The sequence below is a fragment of the Hydrogenophaga sp. genome (assembly GCF_050182545.1).
Taxonomy (GTDB): Bacteria; Pseudomonadota; Gammaproteobacteria; order Burkholderiales; family Burkholderiaceae_C; genus Hydrogenophaga.
Genome location: NZ_JBFXCD010000002.1, coordinates 93,016 through 108,211, shown reverse-complemented (window position 1 = coordinate 108,211; position 15,196 = coordinate 93,016). Strand labels below are relative to the sequence as shown.

At 68.5% G+C, this 15,196-nt stretch carries 15 protein-coding genes; 8 read left to right on the top strand and 7 right to left on the bottom strand.

The annotated features are described in order from the left end of the window. Positions 1-17 precede the first annotated feature (17 nt). Together AB7P10_RS02555 and AB7P10_RS02550 are read right to left on the bottom strand one after the other, a co-directional pair. Complete coding sequence (locus AB7P10_RS02555; RefSeq protein WP_428292277.1) at positions 18-860, bottom strand: enoyl-CoA hydratase-related protein; 843 nt, start codon at positions 858-860, stop codon at positions 18-20. Next, the gene (locus AB7P10_RS02550; protein WP_428292276.1) at positions 820-2,127 is read right to left on the bottom strand and encodes a Y-family DNA polymerase; all 1,308 of its coding nucleotides are present in this window, start codon (positions 2,125-2,127) and stop codon (positions 820-822) included. Before AB7P10_RS02550 ends, AB7P10_RS02555 begins: the two co-directional genes overlap by 41 nt. 64 nt (positions 2,128-2,191) lie before the next feature. Here AB7P10_RS02550 and AB7P10_RS02545 point away from each other — a divergent pair, with 64 nt between their 5' ends. Then, entirely contained in the window at positions 2,192-2,914 is a 723-nt protein-coding gene (locus tag AB7P10_RS02545; protein WP_428292275.1) for an SIMPL domain-containing protein, read from the top strand. On the opposite strand, the gene AB7P10_RS02540 is transcribed toward AB7P10_RS02545, so the two are convergent. Beyond that, positions 2,915-4,066, bottom strand: a complete 1,152-nt coding sequence (locus tag AB7P10_RS02540; RefSeq protein ID WP_428292274.1) for an alpha-hydroxy acid oxidase — start codon at positions 4,064-4,066, stop codon at positions 2,915-2,917. Positions 4,067-4,250: 184 nt separating this feature from the next. On the opposite strand from AB7P10_RS02540, the gene AB7P10_RS02535 reads away from it, so the two are divergent. After that, the gene (locus AB7P10_RS02535; RefSeq protein ID WP_428292273.1) at positions 4,251-4,562 is read left to right on the top strand and encodes a DUF4124 domain-containing protein; all 312 of its coding nucleotides are present in this window, start codon (positions 4,251-4,253) and stop codon (positions 4,560-4,562) included. Between the two features lie 10 nt (positions 4,563-4,572). On the opposite strand, the gene argH is transcribed toward AB7P10_RS02535, so the two are convergent. Next, positions 4,573-6,027: an argininosuccinate lyase gene (argH, locus tag AB7P10_RS02530; protein WP_428292272.1), complete on the bottom strand. Its 1,455-nt coding sequence runs from the start codon at positions 6,025-6,027 to the stop codon at positions 4,573-4,575. A gap of 151 nt (positions 6,028-6,178) precedes the next feature. On the opposite strand from argH, the gene AB7P10_RS02525 reads away from it, so the two are divergent. Both AB7P10_RS02525 and AB7P10_RS02520 read left to right on the top strand, forming a co-directional pair. Further along, entirely contained in the window at positions 6,179-7,240 is a 1,062-nt protein-coding gene (locus AB7P10_RS02525; RefSeq protein WP_428292271.1) for a sensor histidine kinase, read from the top strand. A 42-nt stretch (positions 7,241-7,282) separates the two neighbouring features. Beyond that, positions 7,283-8,023, top strand: a complete 741-nt coding sequence (locus tag AB7P10_RS02520; RefSeq protein ID WP_428292270.1) for a LytR/AlgR family response regulator transcription factor — start codon at positions 7,283-7,285, stop codon at positions 8,021-8,023. 304 nt (positions 8,024-8,327) lie between these two features. Here the strand turns inward: AB7P10_RS02520 and recJ are convergent, their stop codons facing one another. Together recJ and AB7P10_RS02510 are read right to left on the bottom strand one after the other, a co-directional pair. Then, entirely contained in the window at positions 8,328-10,064 is a 1,737-nt protein-coding gene (gene recJ / locus AB7P10_RS02515; RefSeq protein ID WP_428292269.1) for a single-stranded-DNA-specific exonuclease RecJ, read from the bottom strand. Beyond that, complete coding sequence (locus tag AB7P10_RS02510) at positions 10,061-11,059, bottom strand: phosphoglycerate mutase (protein WP_428292268.1); 999 nt, start codon at positions 11,057-11,059, stop codon at positions 10,061-10,063. The genes recJ and AB7P10_RS02510 overlap by 4 nt, the downstream gene beginning before the upstream one ends. A gap of 45 nt (positions 11,060-11,104) precedes the next feature. Here AB7P10_RS02510 and AB7P10_RS02505 point away from each other — a divergent pair, with 45 nt between their 5' ends. After that, positions 11,105-12,361, top strand: coding sequence for a lipoprotein-releasing ABC transporter permease subunit (locus AB7P10_RS02505; protein WP_428292267.1), 1,257 nt, complete (start codon positions 11,105-11,107; stop codon positions 12,359-12,361). A 75-nt stretch (positions 12,362-12,436) separates the two neighbouring features. Beyond that, positions 12,437-13,111 (top strand): lipoprotein-releasing ABC transporter ATP-binding protein LolD, encoded by a 675-nt coding sequence (gene lolD / locus AB7P10_RS02500; RefSeq protein WP_428292266.1) that lies wholly within the window; start codon positions 12,437-12,439, stop codon positions 13,109-13,111. An 82-nt stretch (positions 13,112-13,193) separates the two neighbouring features. On the opposite strand, the gene AB7P10_RS02495 is transcribed toward lolD, so the two are convergent. Continuing rightward, complete coding sequence (locus tag AB7P10_RS02495) at positions 13,194-13,634, bottom strand: META domain-containing protein (protein ID WP_428292265.1); 441 nt, start codon at positions 13,632-13,634, stop codon at positions 13,194-13,196. A gap of 72 nt (positions 13,635-13,706) precedes the next feature. Here AB7P10_RS02495 and AB7P10_RS02490 point away from each other — a divergent pair, with 72 nt between their 5' ends. Continuing rightward, positions 13,707-14,552 carry a TatD family hydrolase gene (locus AB7P10_RS02490; protein WP_428292264.1) on the top strand — a complete coding sequence of 282 codons (846 nt, stop codon included), beginning with the start codon at positions 13,707-13,709 and terminating at the stop codon, positions 14,550-14,552. Continuing rightward, positions 14,549-15,046 carry a DNA-deoxyinosine glycosylase gene (locus tag AB7P10_RS02485; RefSeq protein ID WP_428292263.1) on the top strand — a complete coding sequence of 166 codons (498 nt, stop codon included), beginning with the start codon at positions 14,549-14,551 and terminating at the stop codon, positions 15,044-15,046. The genes AB7P10_RS02490 and AB7P10_RS02485 overlap by 4 nt, the downstream gene beginning before the upstream one ends. Positions 15,047-15,196: the final 150 nt, after the last annotated feature.

The following is a 15,196-nucleotide window of genomic DNA, read 5'->3' as shown; positions in this document are numbered from 1 at the left end:
CAGGAAATCCGCGCCGCTCAGCCCAGCGACTTGAACGACTGCAGCGCGCTCAGCGGCGCGAAGTCGCCCGCGCGCTTGTCCTTCATCGCCGTGATGGCCTCGCGCACGTGCGCGTTGCTCCACACCGCGCCCTGCAGCCAGCCCATCTGGCGCAGGCTGTCTTCCACCGAGTGGTCGCGTGCGTAGGTCACGGCCTGCTTGGTGCCCCAGATGGCCACCGGCGGCTTGGTGGCAATTTCTTTTGCGCACTGCAGCGCGGCGGCCACTGTTGCCTCGTGCGTGTCGAACACCTCGTTGACGAGGCCATAGGCCATGGCCCGTGACGCCGGCAGGCGCCGGCCGGTGTAGGCCATCTCTTTCACCACGGCGAACGGGATCAGCTTGGGCAGGCGCTGCAGCGTGCCCACGTCGGCCACCATGCCGATGTTGATTTCCTGGATGCAGAAAAAGGCGTCGGCGCTCGCATAGCGGATGCAGGCGGCAGTGACCATGTCCACCGCACCGCCGATGCAGCCGCCCTGGATGGCGCAAATCACCGGAATGCGCAGGTTCTCGATCTTCGTGAAAGTGGCCTGCATGTCGGTCAGCAGATCGAAGATCGCGGCGCGGCCTTCGGGGCTCTGGTCGTCCATGCTGATGGCACCGGCAAATGTCTCCAGCGCCATGCCCGCGCTGAAGTGTTTGCCGGTGCTGCTGATCACCAGCGCTCGCGCCGTGCCCTGTGTGTGGATCTGCGTGAGCGCGTCGTCCAGCTCGCGCCAGAAGGTCGGGTGCATGGTGTTGAGCTCGGCGGGCCGGCTCAGCACCAGGTGGGCGACGTTATCCGTCAAGCTCAGGGAAAAGCAGGTCGGTGTGTTCATTGCGGCTTGTCTCTCGTGGTGTGGGGGTGGACGGCTTGGCACTGTAGACCGCGGGCACCTCGCCCTCTGTCACGGGTTTGACGAGCTTGCCCACCCGCACGCCCAGCAGCCGGATGCGGCGCGTCAGGTCCACACGCTTGAGGCACAGGCCGGCCTGGCGGCGGATGGTGGCCGCATCGCTGGTGAAGTCGCCGATGGTCACATCGCGCGTGACGATCTGGAAGTTGTCGTAGCGCAGCTTCACGCCAATCGTTTTGCCCGCGTAGCCCTTGCGTTGAAGGTCGTCGGCCACCTGCTCGCACAGGCGCGTAAAGATGGCGCCGAGTTCGGCGCGGTCGCGCGCGGCGTGCAGGTCGCGGTCGAAGGTGGTTTCGCGGCTCATGCTCACCGGTTCGCTTTCGGTCTGCACGGCGCGATCGTCGCGGCCCCAGGACACCTCGTGCAGCCAGGCGCCGTAGCTCTTGCCGAAGTTTTCAATGAGCCAGCCGCGCTCGCGCTGCGCCAGTTCGCCGATGGTGTGGATGCCGTGACCCTGCAGCTTCGCATCGGCCTTGGGGCCCACGCCGTTGATCTTGCGGCAGGGCAGTGGCCAGATCAGCGCCTGCAGGTCCTCGGCGCGCACGATGCTGATGCCGTTGGGCTTGTTGAACTCACTGGCCATCTTGGCGATGAGCTTGTTGGGCGCGACACCGATGGAGCAGGTCAGCCCCGTGGCCTGGAAGATGCTTTTCTGGATCAGCCGCGCCAGCACGCGGCCACCCTCGCGCTGGCCACCGGGCACATCGGTGAAGTCGATGTAGACCTCATCCACGCCGCGATCCTCCATCACCGGCGCGATCTCGCGGATGGTGCTCTTGAACAGGCGCGAGATGCGGCGCACCTCGTCGAAATCCACCGGCAGCAGGATGGCTTGCGGGCACAGCTTCGCTGCCTTCATCAGCCCCATCGCCGAACCCACACCGAACTGGCGCGCCGCATACGTCGCGGTGGTGGCCACGCCCCGGCCCACGTAGTGCTCCAGCCGCGGGAAGAATTCGACCGGAATGCGGTCCAGGTCGGCCTCGGTCCACTCGCGCTCTGGGAAGGCCTGCCGCACCTGTGCCAGCAGGTCGTCCTCGCGCCGCCTCCCACCGCCGATCACCACCGGCAGGCCCTTCAGCTGCGGGTAACGCAGCAGCTCGACCGACGCGAAGAACGCGTCCATGTCCAGGTGCGCGATTCGGCGTTTCAGGGGCGGGGAAGAGGGTCCGGTCACGGCGGCAAGCATAGCGGGATTACCATGCCGGGTACCGCTGGCCGAGGGGCCGGCTCGCCATACCGGAGGACATCGAATGAACAGCCTTTCCCGTTTCGTCACCGCCCTGTTGGTGGCGGCCGGCATGGCCCTGGCCGGGTTCGCCGTGGGCCAGGGCCTGGAGCGGTTCCGCATGTCGGACCGGTCCGTCACGGTCAAAGGCCTCGCCGAAAAAAGCGTGGAGAGCGACTTTGCGATCTGGACCCTGGGCTTTCGCCGCGCCGGCAACGATTTCGGCGGCGTGCAGAAGGCACTGGCCGCCGACCGCGACAAGGTGGTGGCGTTCCTGAAATCGCGGGGTTTTAGCGAGGCCGAGGTCGAGGCCCGGCCTTTGCAGGTGCAGGACTTGTACGCGCGCGAGTACGCGCAAGCCAACCAGCCGTTTCGCTTCAACGGCACGGGTCAGGTGCTGGTGAAGTCGGCCCGTGTGACCGAGGTCGAGGCCGCCGCGCGCGCGGTCGACCCGCTCATCCAGGACGGCATCCAGCTCGGTGGCGACAACGAGGGGCGCGGTGGCCCGCGCTACCAGTTGCGCGGCTTCAACGACATCAAGGCGCCGCTGCTGGCCGAGGCCACGCGCAATGCGCGCGAGCAGGCCGACAAGTTCGCCGCCGAAGCGGGCGCCGAACTCGGCCCGCTGAAGAACGCCAACCAGGGCGTGATCCGCATCACCGGCGACGACGGCAACGATTTCGACGACGGCAGCTCGCGCATGAAACGGCTGCGGGTGGTCAGCACGTTCGAGTACGAACTGCGCTGATCAGGTCGGGAACGTGCCCGGCAGCAGAATGCGCTTGTCGACCGTCTCAATGTTGGTGTGGCCGCAGAAGGCCATGGTCAGGTCGAGTTCCTTGTGGATGATCTCCAGGCACTTGGCCACGCCGGCCTCGCCCATGGCGCCCAGGCCGTAGAGCATGGGCCGGCCGATGTAGACGCCGCGCGCGCCCAGGGCGCGGGCCTTGAGCACATCCTGGCCGCTGCGGATGCCGCCGTCCATGTGCACCTCGATCTGGCCGCCCACCGCGTCCACGATGGCCGGCAGGGCCTCGATGCTGCTCTGCGCGCCGTCGAGCTGTCGACCACCGTGGTTGCTCACGATCAGCGCATCGGCACCCGAGGCGACGCTGAGCTTCGCGTCCTCCACGTCCTGGATGCCCTTGAGGATCAGCTTGCCGCCCCAGCGCTGCTTGATCCACTCCACGTCACCCCAGTTGAGCGCGGGGTCGAACTGCTGGGCCGTCCAGGCGCCGAGGTTGGCCATGTCGGTCACGCCCTGCACGTGGCCCACGATGTTGCCGAACTGGCGCCGCTGCGTACCCAGCATGCCCATGGCCCAGCGCGGTTTGCTGGCGATGTTGAGGATGTTGGCCAGCGTCATCTTCGGTGGCGCGGTCAAGCCGTTCTTCAGGTCCTTGTGGCGCTGGCCGAGGATCTGCAGATCCAGCGTAAGCACCAGCGCGCCGCAATTCGCCGCTTTGGCGCGGTCGATCAGGCGTTCGATGAAGCCGCGGTCTTTCATCACATACAACTGGAACCAGAAACCCTCGCCCGCGTGCTGCGCCACGTCCTCGATCGAGCAGATGCTCATGGTCGAGAGCGTGAACGGAATGCCGAAGTTTCTGGCGGCGCGCGCGGCCAGGATCTCGCCGTCGGCGTGCTGCATGCCGGTCAGCCCGGTGGGCGCGATCGCCACCGGCATGGCCACGTCCTGACCGATCATGGTGCTGCGGGTGCTGCGGTTCTCCATGTTCACCGCCACGCGCTGGCGCAGCTTGATCTTCTGGAAGTCCTCGCTGTTGGCGCGGTAGGTGCCTTCGGTCCACGAGCCGGAATCGGCGTAGTCGTAGAACATGCGCGGCACACGCCGCTGTGCGAGCACGCGCAGGTCTTCCACGTTGGTGATGACGGTCATGCTGGAGGTCTCCGGTGGTTGTTGTGAGAGGCCGGCGCGGCGCCATGGGCCGCAGGCGTGGCACGCATGTTAGCCGTCCGCCCGTGAAACCGCTTGTGAAACCGGGCCGAGCTGCCTTGAAAATTTTTGACGGGAGGCGTGGCCGTTCTGGAACCCTGCGCGTGTGCCCGGTGTCTCACCGTCCATGAAGTCCGCCGCTCTTGCTCTCGCTGTGGCGCTGGTCGTGCCTTCGGTCGCACTGCCCGCCGACGTGTTCCGCTGGACGGACGAGTACGGCCGCGTGGTCTATGGCACCGAGGTGCCGCCGGAGCACCGTGCGAACGCGGTGCCCGCCAACGCCCCGCTGCCGCACGGCACCAGCGCCTGCGAGGCCCGCTGGCACCGCTACATCGCCAGCGCGGCCTGTTTCGATCAGTACCGCGTGGTCGGCGGTGGCCTCAAGCCCGAGGCCTACCAGCGTTGCACCGAATTGCCGCAGCCCGATCCCTGCACCTGAGGCTGAACGCTCAGGCCGCCAACCTCTGGCGGTGCCGCGCGATCTGCGCGCGCACCTGAGCCGGCGCGGTGCCGCCCAGGGTGTTGCGCGCTTCCAGGCTGCCGCGCAGGCTCAGGCACTCGTAGACGTCCTTCTCGATCGATGCGTTGAAGCCCTGCAGCACCGTCAGCGGCAGCTCCGAGAGGTCACAGTTGTGTGACACGGCGGCCTTGACCGCGTGTGCCACGGTCTCGTGCGCGTCGCGGAATGGCAGGCCTTTCTTCACCAGGTAGTCGGCCAGGTCGGTGGCGGTGGCGTAGCCCTTGCGGGCGGCGTCTTCCATGGCCACCGCGTTGACGGTGATGCCGCCTTCCTTGGCGCCGGTGGCTGGATTCAACTGGCCGCCCACCATCTCGCAGAAGATGCGCAGCGTGTCCTTCAAGGTGTCCACCGTGTCGAACAGTGGCTCCTTGTCTTCCTGGTTGTCCTTGTTGTAGGCCAGCGGCTGGCCTTTCATGAGGGTGATCAGACCCATGAGGTGGCCCACCACGCGGCCGGTCTTGCCGCGCGCGAGTTCGGGCACGTCGGGGTTCTTCTTCTGCGGCATGATCGAACTGCCTGTGGTGAAGCGGTCGGCGATCTTCACGAAGCCGAAGTTCTGGCTCATCCACAAAATGAGTTCTTCGCTGAGGCGGCTCAGGTGCACCATGCACAAAGAGGCCGCGGCGGTGAATTCGATCGCGAAGTCGCGGTCGCTCACGCCGTCGAGGCTGTTCTGGCACACCTGTGGCTCACCGTGTGCATCGACCATGCCCAGCGTGCGCGCCACGCGTTCGCGGTCCAGCGGGTAGGTGGTGCCCGCCAGTGCGGCACTGCCCAGCGGCAGGCGGTTGGTGCGGCGGCGCACATCGGACATGCGCTCGGCGTCGCGCGAGAACATCTCCACGTAGGCCAGCAGATGGTGCGCGAAGCTCACCGGCTGCGCCACCTGCAGGTGGGTGAAGCCGGGCAGGATCACGTCGACGTTTTTCTCGGCCACGTCCACCAGGGCGGTCTGCAGCTCGTTGAGCAGCGGCACGATGAGGTCGATCTCGCCGCGCAGCCACAGGCGCACATCGGTGGCGACCTGGTCATTGCGGCTGCGGCCGGTGTGCAGGCGTTTGCCGGCATCGCCCACCAGTTGCGTCAGGCGCGCCTCGATGTTGAGGTGCACGTCTTCAAGGTCGAGCTGCCACTTGAAGTCGCCGCTTTCGATTTCGGAAGTGATCTGCGCCATGCCGCGCTGGATGGATTCGAGGTCGGCGGCGCCGATGATGCCCTGGTGCGCCAGCATCTCCGCATGGGCCAGACTGCCAGTGATGTCTGCCTGCCACAGGCGCTTGTCGAAAAAGACGCTGGCGGTGTACCGCTTGACCAACTCGCTCATGGGCTCCGAGAATAGGGCGGACCAGGCTTCGGATTTCTTGTCGAGTTGGTTGGTGGACATGGTGTTGCCAGCGGCTTGAAGGGAAGGGGAGGAAGCGGATGCCCACCCGGCATGGGTGTTCGGCAAGACAGAGAGCCCGGGCCGCCTGGTGGCGCAGCGTGCCCCTGTACAGACCCTCACGGCGTCCGACCCGCGGACGGATTCGCTTCCCATGAAAGATTCCAGAATTTTATCGAGCTTCCAGGAACTGGCGCATGCGGCCGGGGCGCGTCCGATCTCGGAGATGCCCGAGCACCTGCGCGCGCGGGTGCAGGTGTTCGATACCTGCCAGGTCGGCACCGTGCTGCGCGCGGTGCTGTTCGTGCAAGCCATCGTGGTCGTGGCGGCGCTGTTTGGTGCGCACAGCTTCGTGGCCTGGATCACGCAGATGGCGATCTACACCGGCGCGGCGTTGCCCGCCGTGCTGGCCTGGCTGCTGACGGTGTGCGGGCTCAAGCGCCAGCTGGGTTTGTTGCCCATGGCCGGGCAATGGAGCGCTGCCATCGGATTTGGCGCCCTCAGCGGGCTCTATGGGTGCGCGTTGCTGGTCTGGATGGGCTTGGCCGAGCCTTCGCCCTGGCTGGCCAGCGCGGCCTCGGGTGCGCTGGTGTCCGCCGTGCTGGTTGCCGCGTTGATGTGGCGCGCCCGGGCCCGCGGACCGGCTGGCACGACCGCGCGACTGGCCGAACTGCAGGCGCGCATCCGCCCGCACTTCCTGTTCAACACGCTCAACAGTGCCATTGCACTGGTGCGCGAGGAGCCTGCCAAGGCCGAGAGCCTGCTGGAGGACCTGAGCGAACTGTTCCGCCACGCGCTGGCCGATGCCAAGGAGGCCGTGCCCCTGTGGCAGGAACTGGAGCTGGCCGAGCACTACCTCGCCATTGAGCAGGTGCGCTTTGGAGAACGGCTGCGTGTGGAGTGGAGCGTGGACGAGACTGCGTCCAAGGCCAAGTTGCCGCCCCTGATCCTGCAGCCACTGGTGGAGAATGCGGTCAAGCACGGCGTGGAGCCCAGCGCAACGGGCGCGGTGGTTCGCATCAGCACCCAGCGCCGGGGCGGCGTGGTGGTGATCAAGGTCACCAACACCGTGCCTGCAGGCAGCGGGCGGCGCGGCAACGGGCTGGCGCTGGACAATGTGCGCCAGCGGCTGACCTTGTTGCATGATGTGCAGGGTCGCTTTCAGAGCGCACTGGTGAATGGCGTGTTTCAGGTAAGGCTCGAAATACCGGTATAAGCGGGGTATGGAGCCGAACCGGGTCTGGCAACGGAGCGTGACATGACACTGAAGGTACTGATCGTTGACGATGAGGCGCTGGCGCGTTCACGCATGCGCACCCTGCTGGGCGAGTGCACCGAGCCCCGGGCCGATGTGGTGGGTGAGGCATCGAACGCGGTGCAGGCCATGGAGCAGATCCAGCGCACCGGTTGCGATCTGTTGATGCTGGACATTCACATGCCCGGCGTGGATGGCATGGCGCTGGCCTCGACCTTGCGCGAGATGGCCGCCCCACCCGCGATTGTCTTCGTTACTGCCTATGCGGAACATGCGGTGCATGCCTTCGAACTGGAGGCGGTGGACTACCTCACCAAGCCCGTGCGGCGCGAGCGCCTGCAGCAGGCCCTGCAGAAGGTGGTGCGCCTGCGCAGCGCAGCCGAGAACGCCCAGGACAACGGGCTGCCCGAGAGCCTGATCATCCAGGAGCGCGGGCGCAGCGAGCGCGTGGCACTGGCCGACGTGATCTACCTGAAGGCCGAACTGAAGTACATCACGGTGCGCACGGCCGACAAGGAGCACATCTTCGACGGCGCGCTCAGCGACCTGGAGCAGCGCTATGCCCACCTGTTCGTGCGTGTGCACCGCAACGCACTGGTCTCGCGCCGCGCTGTGCGGGCGGTGGAGAAGCACAACGACCCGGTCGAAGGCGAAGGCTGGACGGTGCGGCTCGACGGGGTGGACGAACGCCTGGCGGTGTCCCGGCGTCAGCTTGCGGCGGTGCGTGAAGCGCTGATGAGCTGAACGTCTCTGGCGTGGATCCGGTCGTTGGCGGCCGGGGTGATCGCCTCCGCTCATGTCCCCCGAACCGGCTTCGCCGGTTCTCCTCCTTGACTTCGCTGCAGCGATCACCCCGGCCACCAACGACCTCCTGGGCGGGCGGGGCGCTGGCCGCCCCAAGGCGTCACGGGCGCAGGGGTGTGGGCGCTCTGCGCAGCGACATCAAGGAGGAGGGACGGCTCTGCCGGCCCGGGGGACAGTCGCGGAGCAGAGTGCCCGCGCCCCTGTGCCCGCGAGCGAGTTGCGTGAGCGAAGTGGCAACAAGCCCTCAGACCTCCGCCGCCTCCACCAGAAACCGCACCCGCCGCTGTCCCTGCCACTCGTCCGCGTCGAGGCGAAACGCGATGGTCACGCGCGCGGGCAAGGGCTCCGTGTGGCCGAACCAGATGCCATCCACCGGTTCGCCCTGGTGCTTGAGTTTCAGCGCCAGGTGCTTCTCGCCCACCAGCCGCTGCGACACCACCTGCACCTCCTCGCTGAACACCGGCGGCGCGAAGCCCTGGCCCCACACCTCCTTGTGCAGCGTGTCCACCAGATCCGGGCGGCGGTACTTCGGGTCGAGCGGGCCGTCGGCCTCCATGCGGCGCTGCAGCGTGGCTGCGTCCAGCCATTCGTGGGCCACCTGCTGCAGGGCTGCCTCGAAGGTGTCGAGGTGCTCCTCGTCGATGGTGCAACCCGACGCCATGGCGTGGCCGCCAAAACGCAGCAGCACGCCCGGGTGGCGCTTGGCCACCAGATCGAGCGCGTCGCGCAGGTGGAAGCCCGCAATCGAACGGCCCGAGCCCTTGAGCTCGTGCTCCTTGCCCGCGGCACCGCTGGCCGCGAAGACGAAGGTCGGGCGGTGCAGCTTGTCCTTCAGGCGCGAAGCCACGATGCCGACCACGCCTTCGTGGAAGTCGGGGTCGAACACCACCAGCGCGGGCGGTGGTTCCTCGGACGCGTCGAACATCTCCTCGGCCATTTGCAAAGCCTGCTCGCGCATGTCGCCCTCGATGGCCTTGCGCTCGCGGTTGATGCCGTCGAGCGTGCGCGCGAGTTCGTCGGCGCGCAACGCGTCGTCGGTGGTGAGGCATTCGATGCCCAGCGTCATGTCGGCCAGGCGGCCCGCTGCATTCAGCCGCGGGCCGAGCGCAAAGCCGAAGTCGAAGCCGGTGGCGGCCGCAGGCTTGCGGGCGGCGGCGTTGAAGAGCGCCGTCATGCCCGGTGGCATCGCCCCTGCGCGCACACGCTTCAAGCCCTGTGCCACGAGCCGGCGGTTGTTGGCGTCGAGCCTGACCACGTCGGCCACGGTGCCCAGCGCCACCAGAGGGAGCAGGGCATCGATGCGCGGTTGCTCCTGCGCGGTGAAGACACCCCGCTCGCGCAGTTCCGCGCGCAGCGCCAGCAGCACGTAGAACATCACGCCGACCCCGGCGATCGACTTGCTCTCGAACGGGCAGCCGGGCTGGTTGGGGTTGACGATGATGCAGTCCTGCGGCAGCACGACCTCACCGTCCCGTTGCGCGGGCAGGTGGTGGTCGGTCACGATGACCTGCAGGCCCAGTTCGCGCGCGGCGCGCACACCGTCCACGCTGGCGATGCCGTTGTCCACCGTCACCAGCACATCGGCGCCCTGTGCCTTGACCCGCTGTGCGATCGCGGGCGTGAGGCCGTAGCCGTCGGTCACGCGGTCGGGCACGAGGTAGTTCACGCGGTCGAAACCCAGTGGCGCGCCCAGCAGGCGCAGGCCGCGCAGGCCGACCGCGCAGGCGGTGGCGCCGTCGCAGTCGTAGTCGGCCACGATGCAGATGTTCTGTCGTGCGGCCATGGCGTCGGCCAGCGCGCACGCCGCGTCCTGTGCGCCGCGCATCGAGCTTGGTGGCAGCAGGCGTGCCAGCGCGTCGTCGAGTTCGTCGGTGCTGGTGATGCCGCGCGCGGCGAACAGGCGCGCCAGCAGGGGGTGCAGGCCGCCCTGTTCGAGCGCCCAGGCGGCGCGCGGGGGAACGTCTCGGGTGATGATCTTCATAGGGTTTCCAGGGTCTTCCAGGCCGGGGCGGAACCCAGCAGCTTCTTGATCTGACGGCCGATGCGCGCGCCCGCGCCCAGGGGGACGGTGTTCGTCCAGCGCCGCGCCACGCGCTCGCCGCACAGGGTGAGGGTGACCGGCTCGCCACGCCGCGCGCGTGCCAGCCACTGGGCGATCTCGCCCGCATCGAGCGCGGCCCAGGCCTGCTGCCAGGCGGACCAGTCGGCCTGCAGCACGGCGCGGCGCAGGTCATCGGGCTGAACGGGGGCCGGGCGCGGCGTGGTGGCACGTTCCAGCGCGCCGGCGCCACTGACCCAGAACCCGTTGACCGGATGCAGGCGGGCCGCCTCGCGCTCATCGTGTGCGGCGTGTGTGTAGAACAGCATCTGCGCCTCGCTCTGCAGGCGCTTGAGCAACTGGCTGCCCGCGGGGTTTGCCGTGCTGGTGGCCATCCAGGCCTCCACCGAACGGCCGCTCACACGGTCCAGGCTGGCGCAGGCGATGCCGCGCAGCGGCTCGCCGCGGGCGTGCCAGCGCGTGGGCGACACGTAGCGGAGCGTGATGCCGTCCTCGGCGCAGTAAGGGGCGAGGGCATCGAACAGAGCCCGGGAATGCCCGTCCGTGAGACCGAGTTGTTCGACCGGCAGCAGCGTCACCTGCTCCATGCCGACCTGGAAGTGGCAGGGTGTGAACCAGGCCTGCGGCGTGGAGGGTTGTGCGTCTTCCAGCGCGGCCCAGGGCATCAGTCCATCACCGTACGGGCAGCCATCGGCACGCAGCAGCCCGATGGCCTGCGCCAGGGCGCGTTCGTGCGGCGGGCTCAGGCTGTGGTCGTCGCCCGCATCGGTGTAGACCGGCACCAGTTCGGCCAGCAAGGCGGTGAGGCAGGGCAGTTGCAGGCCGGGCAGGGCGGCACGGCAGGCAGGGTCGCTCGCGCTGGCGAAGGGAACCAGCAGGTGCGGGGACGGCTCCGAGGCCGGGTGGGTAGCGGGCATGGCGCGATTGTCGGGGATGCCACAATGCCCACCGGACACGAACCCATGCAAACCCCCTACGAACTCCTTCTCGGCTGGCGCTACACGCGCGCCGGGCGCGCCACCCGGCGCAACGGCTTCATCTCCTTCATCTCGGGCGTGTCCATGCTGGGCATCGCGCTGGGCGTGGCCGCGCTCATCATCGTGCTGTCGGTCATGAACGGCTTCCAGAAGGAGGTGCGCGACCGCATGCTGGGCGTGCTCTCGCACATCGAGGTGTTCGAGCCGAACGGGCAGGCGATCCCGAACCTGGCGGACACGCTGGCGCGCATCGAGCGCCATCCCGAGGTGGTGGGTGCCGCGCCTTTCGTGGGTGCGCAGGCGCTGATTGCGCGCGGTGAGGACATGAAGGGGGCCCTGGTGCGTGGCATCGACCCGGCGCAGGAGCCCAAGGTGACCGACCTCGCCGCAGACCTGTCCCAGACCCTGCTGCCGCGCCTGGTGCCTGGCGAGTTCGGCGTCATCCTCGGTGGCGAGCTCGCGCGCAGCCTGGGCGTGATCGCGGGCGACAGCGTCACGCTGATCGCGCCCAGCGGCCAGGTCACACCGGCCGGCGTGGTGCCGCGCATCCGCCAGATGACGGTGGTGGGCACCTTCAACTCCGGCCACTTCGAATACGACTCGGCGCTGGCCTTGCTGCATGCGGACGACGCCGCGCGCATCTTCCGCGTGGAAGGCCCCACCGGCGTGCGCGTGAAGATACGGGACCTGCACCAGGCGCGCGAGGTGGCGGTGTCGATCGCCAGCGACCTTGACCCCGGCCTGCTGGTGCGCGACTGGACGCGCCAGAACCGCACCTGGTTCGCGGCGGTGCAGCTCGAGAAACGCATGATGTTCATCATCCTCACGCTGATCGTCGCGGTGGCCGCGTTCAACCTCGTCTCGACGCTGGTGATGACGGTGACCGACAAGCGCGCCGACATCGCCATCCTGCGCACCCTGGGTGCGAGCCCGCAGAGCATCATGGGCGTCTTCATGGTGCAGGGTGCGATGGTGGGCATCATCGGCACCGGCGCGGGCCTGCTGCTGGGGCTGGGCGTGGCGTTCAACATCGACACCCTGGTGCCCGCGCTCGAACGGCTGCTGGGTGCGAGCTTCCTTCCGCAAGACATCTACCTCATCAGCCGCATGCCCAGCGACCCGCAGCAGACCGACATCGTGCCGGTGGCGGTGATCTCGCTGGTGCTGGCCTTCCTGGCCACGATCTACCCGAGCTGGCGCGCGAGCCGCGTGAACCCGGCCGAGGCCCTGCGCTATGAGTGACGTGGCCCCCACGCTTCGCCGCTGCCCCCCAGGAGGGTGCGTTTCGCCTTGGAGCGGCCCGGCGGCGAAACCCCTATGACACCAACCGTACTTCAGGCCGAAGGCCTCACCAAACGCTTCCACGAAGGCCGTCTTGATGTCACGGTGCTCACCGGGGTGGACCTGACGGTGAGCGCGGGCGAGACGGTGGCCATTGTCGGCGCCTCAGGATCGGGCAAGAGCACGCTGCTGCACCTTCTCGGTGGGCTGGACGCGCCCACCAGCGGCAGCGTGCAGCTCATGGGGCAGGCGATGTCGGGCCTGAGCGCCACACAGCAAGGCGAATTGCGCAACCGGCACCTCGGCTTTGTCTACCAGTTCCACCACCTGCTGCCCGAGTTCAGCGCGCGCGACAACGTGGCCATGCCGCTGTGGATCCGCCGCCTGCCACGCGCCGAGGCCGCGGAGCAGGCCACGAAGATGCTGGCGCGCGTGGGCCTGGGCGAGCGCCTGCACCACCGGCCGGCCGAGCTCTCGGGCGGTGAACGCCAGCGCGTGGCGATCGCTCGGGCGCTGGTCACGCAGCCGGCCTGCGTGCTCGCCGACGAACCCACCGGCAACCTCGACCGCGGCACCGCCGAAGGCGTGTTCCAGCTGATGCTGGAACTTGCGCGCGACCAGGGCACCGCCTTCGTCGTCGTCACGCACGACGAGGCACTGGCCACGCGCTGCGCCCGCGTGCTGCGCCTGACGGCGGGTGTGCTGACCTGAGGCGATCCGCCGCCGGGGCACTCCCAAGGCGGACCAGCCCCCACGGAGCGCAGCGACCCGCAGAGCGGCAGAGCGTGGGGGCTCAGGGATTTGTTCGCGTGAAGCGCAGCGGCTTGTCCTGGCCCTGCACGTGCATGAGCATGGTCGTGCCCTGGACCTCCAGCCGCTGGGCCTTCTGCAGCGCCGCCATGTACCGCGCTTCCTGATCGCTCACGGCCTCGTCACAGGCCATGCGCGTGCCGCCCATCGGGCCCAGCGAGATGCGGTCCTGCATCAGCGTGTAGGTACCGAAGAAGCGGTTGCACGAACCGTTGCCCGCCACGCGCCCGGCTTCGGGAAAGGCCAGCGTGGCCTGCACGCGGTCGAGCACGCCGCGCCCACCCAGGTCTTCGAGCTGCCATTCGCTGCCCACCAGCGGCGCGGGGGTGGGAGCGCCGGGCATGGCGCAGGCGTTGAGCAGCGCCAGCGCGGGGGCGACGAGCCAGGCAAGGCGGCTGAGAGGCGAAGAAGGCGTCGATGACATGGTGAAATCCTTCGAGTGGGGACCGCCTGGGGCGGGCCTGCGCTTGTCGGCACAATGTGCCGTTATACCGCCATGTGGATCGACACTCACTGCCATCTGGATGCGCCCGAGTTCGGTGCCGATCACGCGCTCGCGTCCACGCTGCGCAAACGCGCAGCCGCGGCGGGTGTGGGCCTGTGCGTGATCCCGGCGGTCGAGCGGTCCAACTTCGACACAGTGCGCGCTCTCGCGCACCGCACCGGCGACGCCTATGCGCTGGGCATCCACCCGCTGTGCGTGCCGAACGCGCAGGACGACGACCTGGCCGCGCTGGACGCCGCGTTGACCGAGCTCCGCGACGACCCGCGCCTGGTGGCCGTGGGCGAGATCGGGCTGGACTTCTTCGTGCCCGCGCTGTGCACGCCCGCGATGCGCGAGCGCCAGGCTTTCTTCTATCGCGCGCAGCTGCGTCTGGCGCGCCAGCATGGCCTGCCCGTGATCGTGCACGTGCGGCGCAGTGCCGACCAGTTGCTCAAGCACCTGCGCGAGCTGCCGACCGGCGCAGGGATTGCGCACGCATTCAATGGCAGCACACAGCAGGCGCAGGCCTTCCTGGACATGGGCTTCAAGCTGGGGTTTGGCGGGGCCTGTACCTTCGAGCCCGCGCGGCAGCTGCGCCGGCTCGCGGCCGACCTGCCCCTGTCCGCGCTGGTGCTGGAGACCGACGCACCCGACATTCCGCCGCAATGGCTGTACGTGACGGCGGCCGAGCGCGCAGTCGGTCGGGCGCAAGGTGTCAACAGCCCGGTGGAGCTGCCGCGCATCGGTGCGGTGGTGGCGGCACTGCGCGGCATGCCGGCCGGTGAACTGGAAGCGGTCACCACGAGCAATGCGCTGGCCGCCTTGCCTCGCCTGGCGGCGTTGGAGGGGGCGGCATGAACCGGCTGCAGGGGCTTGCGCCGGTGCTGGACGCGAACACGCGCGTGCTGGTGCTCGGCAGCTTTCCGGGTGCGGCCTCGCTGCGTGAGCAGCAGTACTACGGCCATCCGCAGAACCATTTCTGGAAGATCCTCGGCGCCCTGTGGGCGATTCCGCTGCCGGCCATGGGCTACGCCGAGCGCGTGGAGGCACTGCTGGCCCATGGGCTGGGCGTGTGGGACGTTTACGGAGCCTGCGAGCGCGAAGGCAGCCTGGATGTGGACATCCGGAACGCGGAGCTCAACGATTTTTCAGTGGTGCGCTGGCATTGCCCGAAGCTGGGCGCGATTGCGCACAACGGGGGCGAGAGCTTTCGGCACGCGCGGCACACCGAGAAGCTGGGCGTGCCGGTCTACAAGCTGCCGTCCACGAGTCCGGCGAACGCGAGCTGGCGTTTCGACCGCAAGCTGGCGGCCTGGGCCGAGGTGTTGCGCCGGCATGGGGTGGTGGCTTAGCGCGGGCTTCGCTCGGTGGACCTCGCGGGCTCACTGCACCTGGGCGCTCTGCGCCGCTCATGTCCCCCGGCGGCTGGTGCCGCCTCCTCCTTGACTTCGCTCTGCAGAGTGCCCCGGCGCAGCGAGCCAAGGAGATGCGGGCACTCAAGC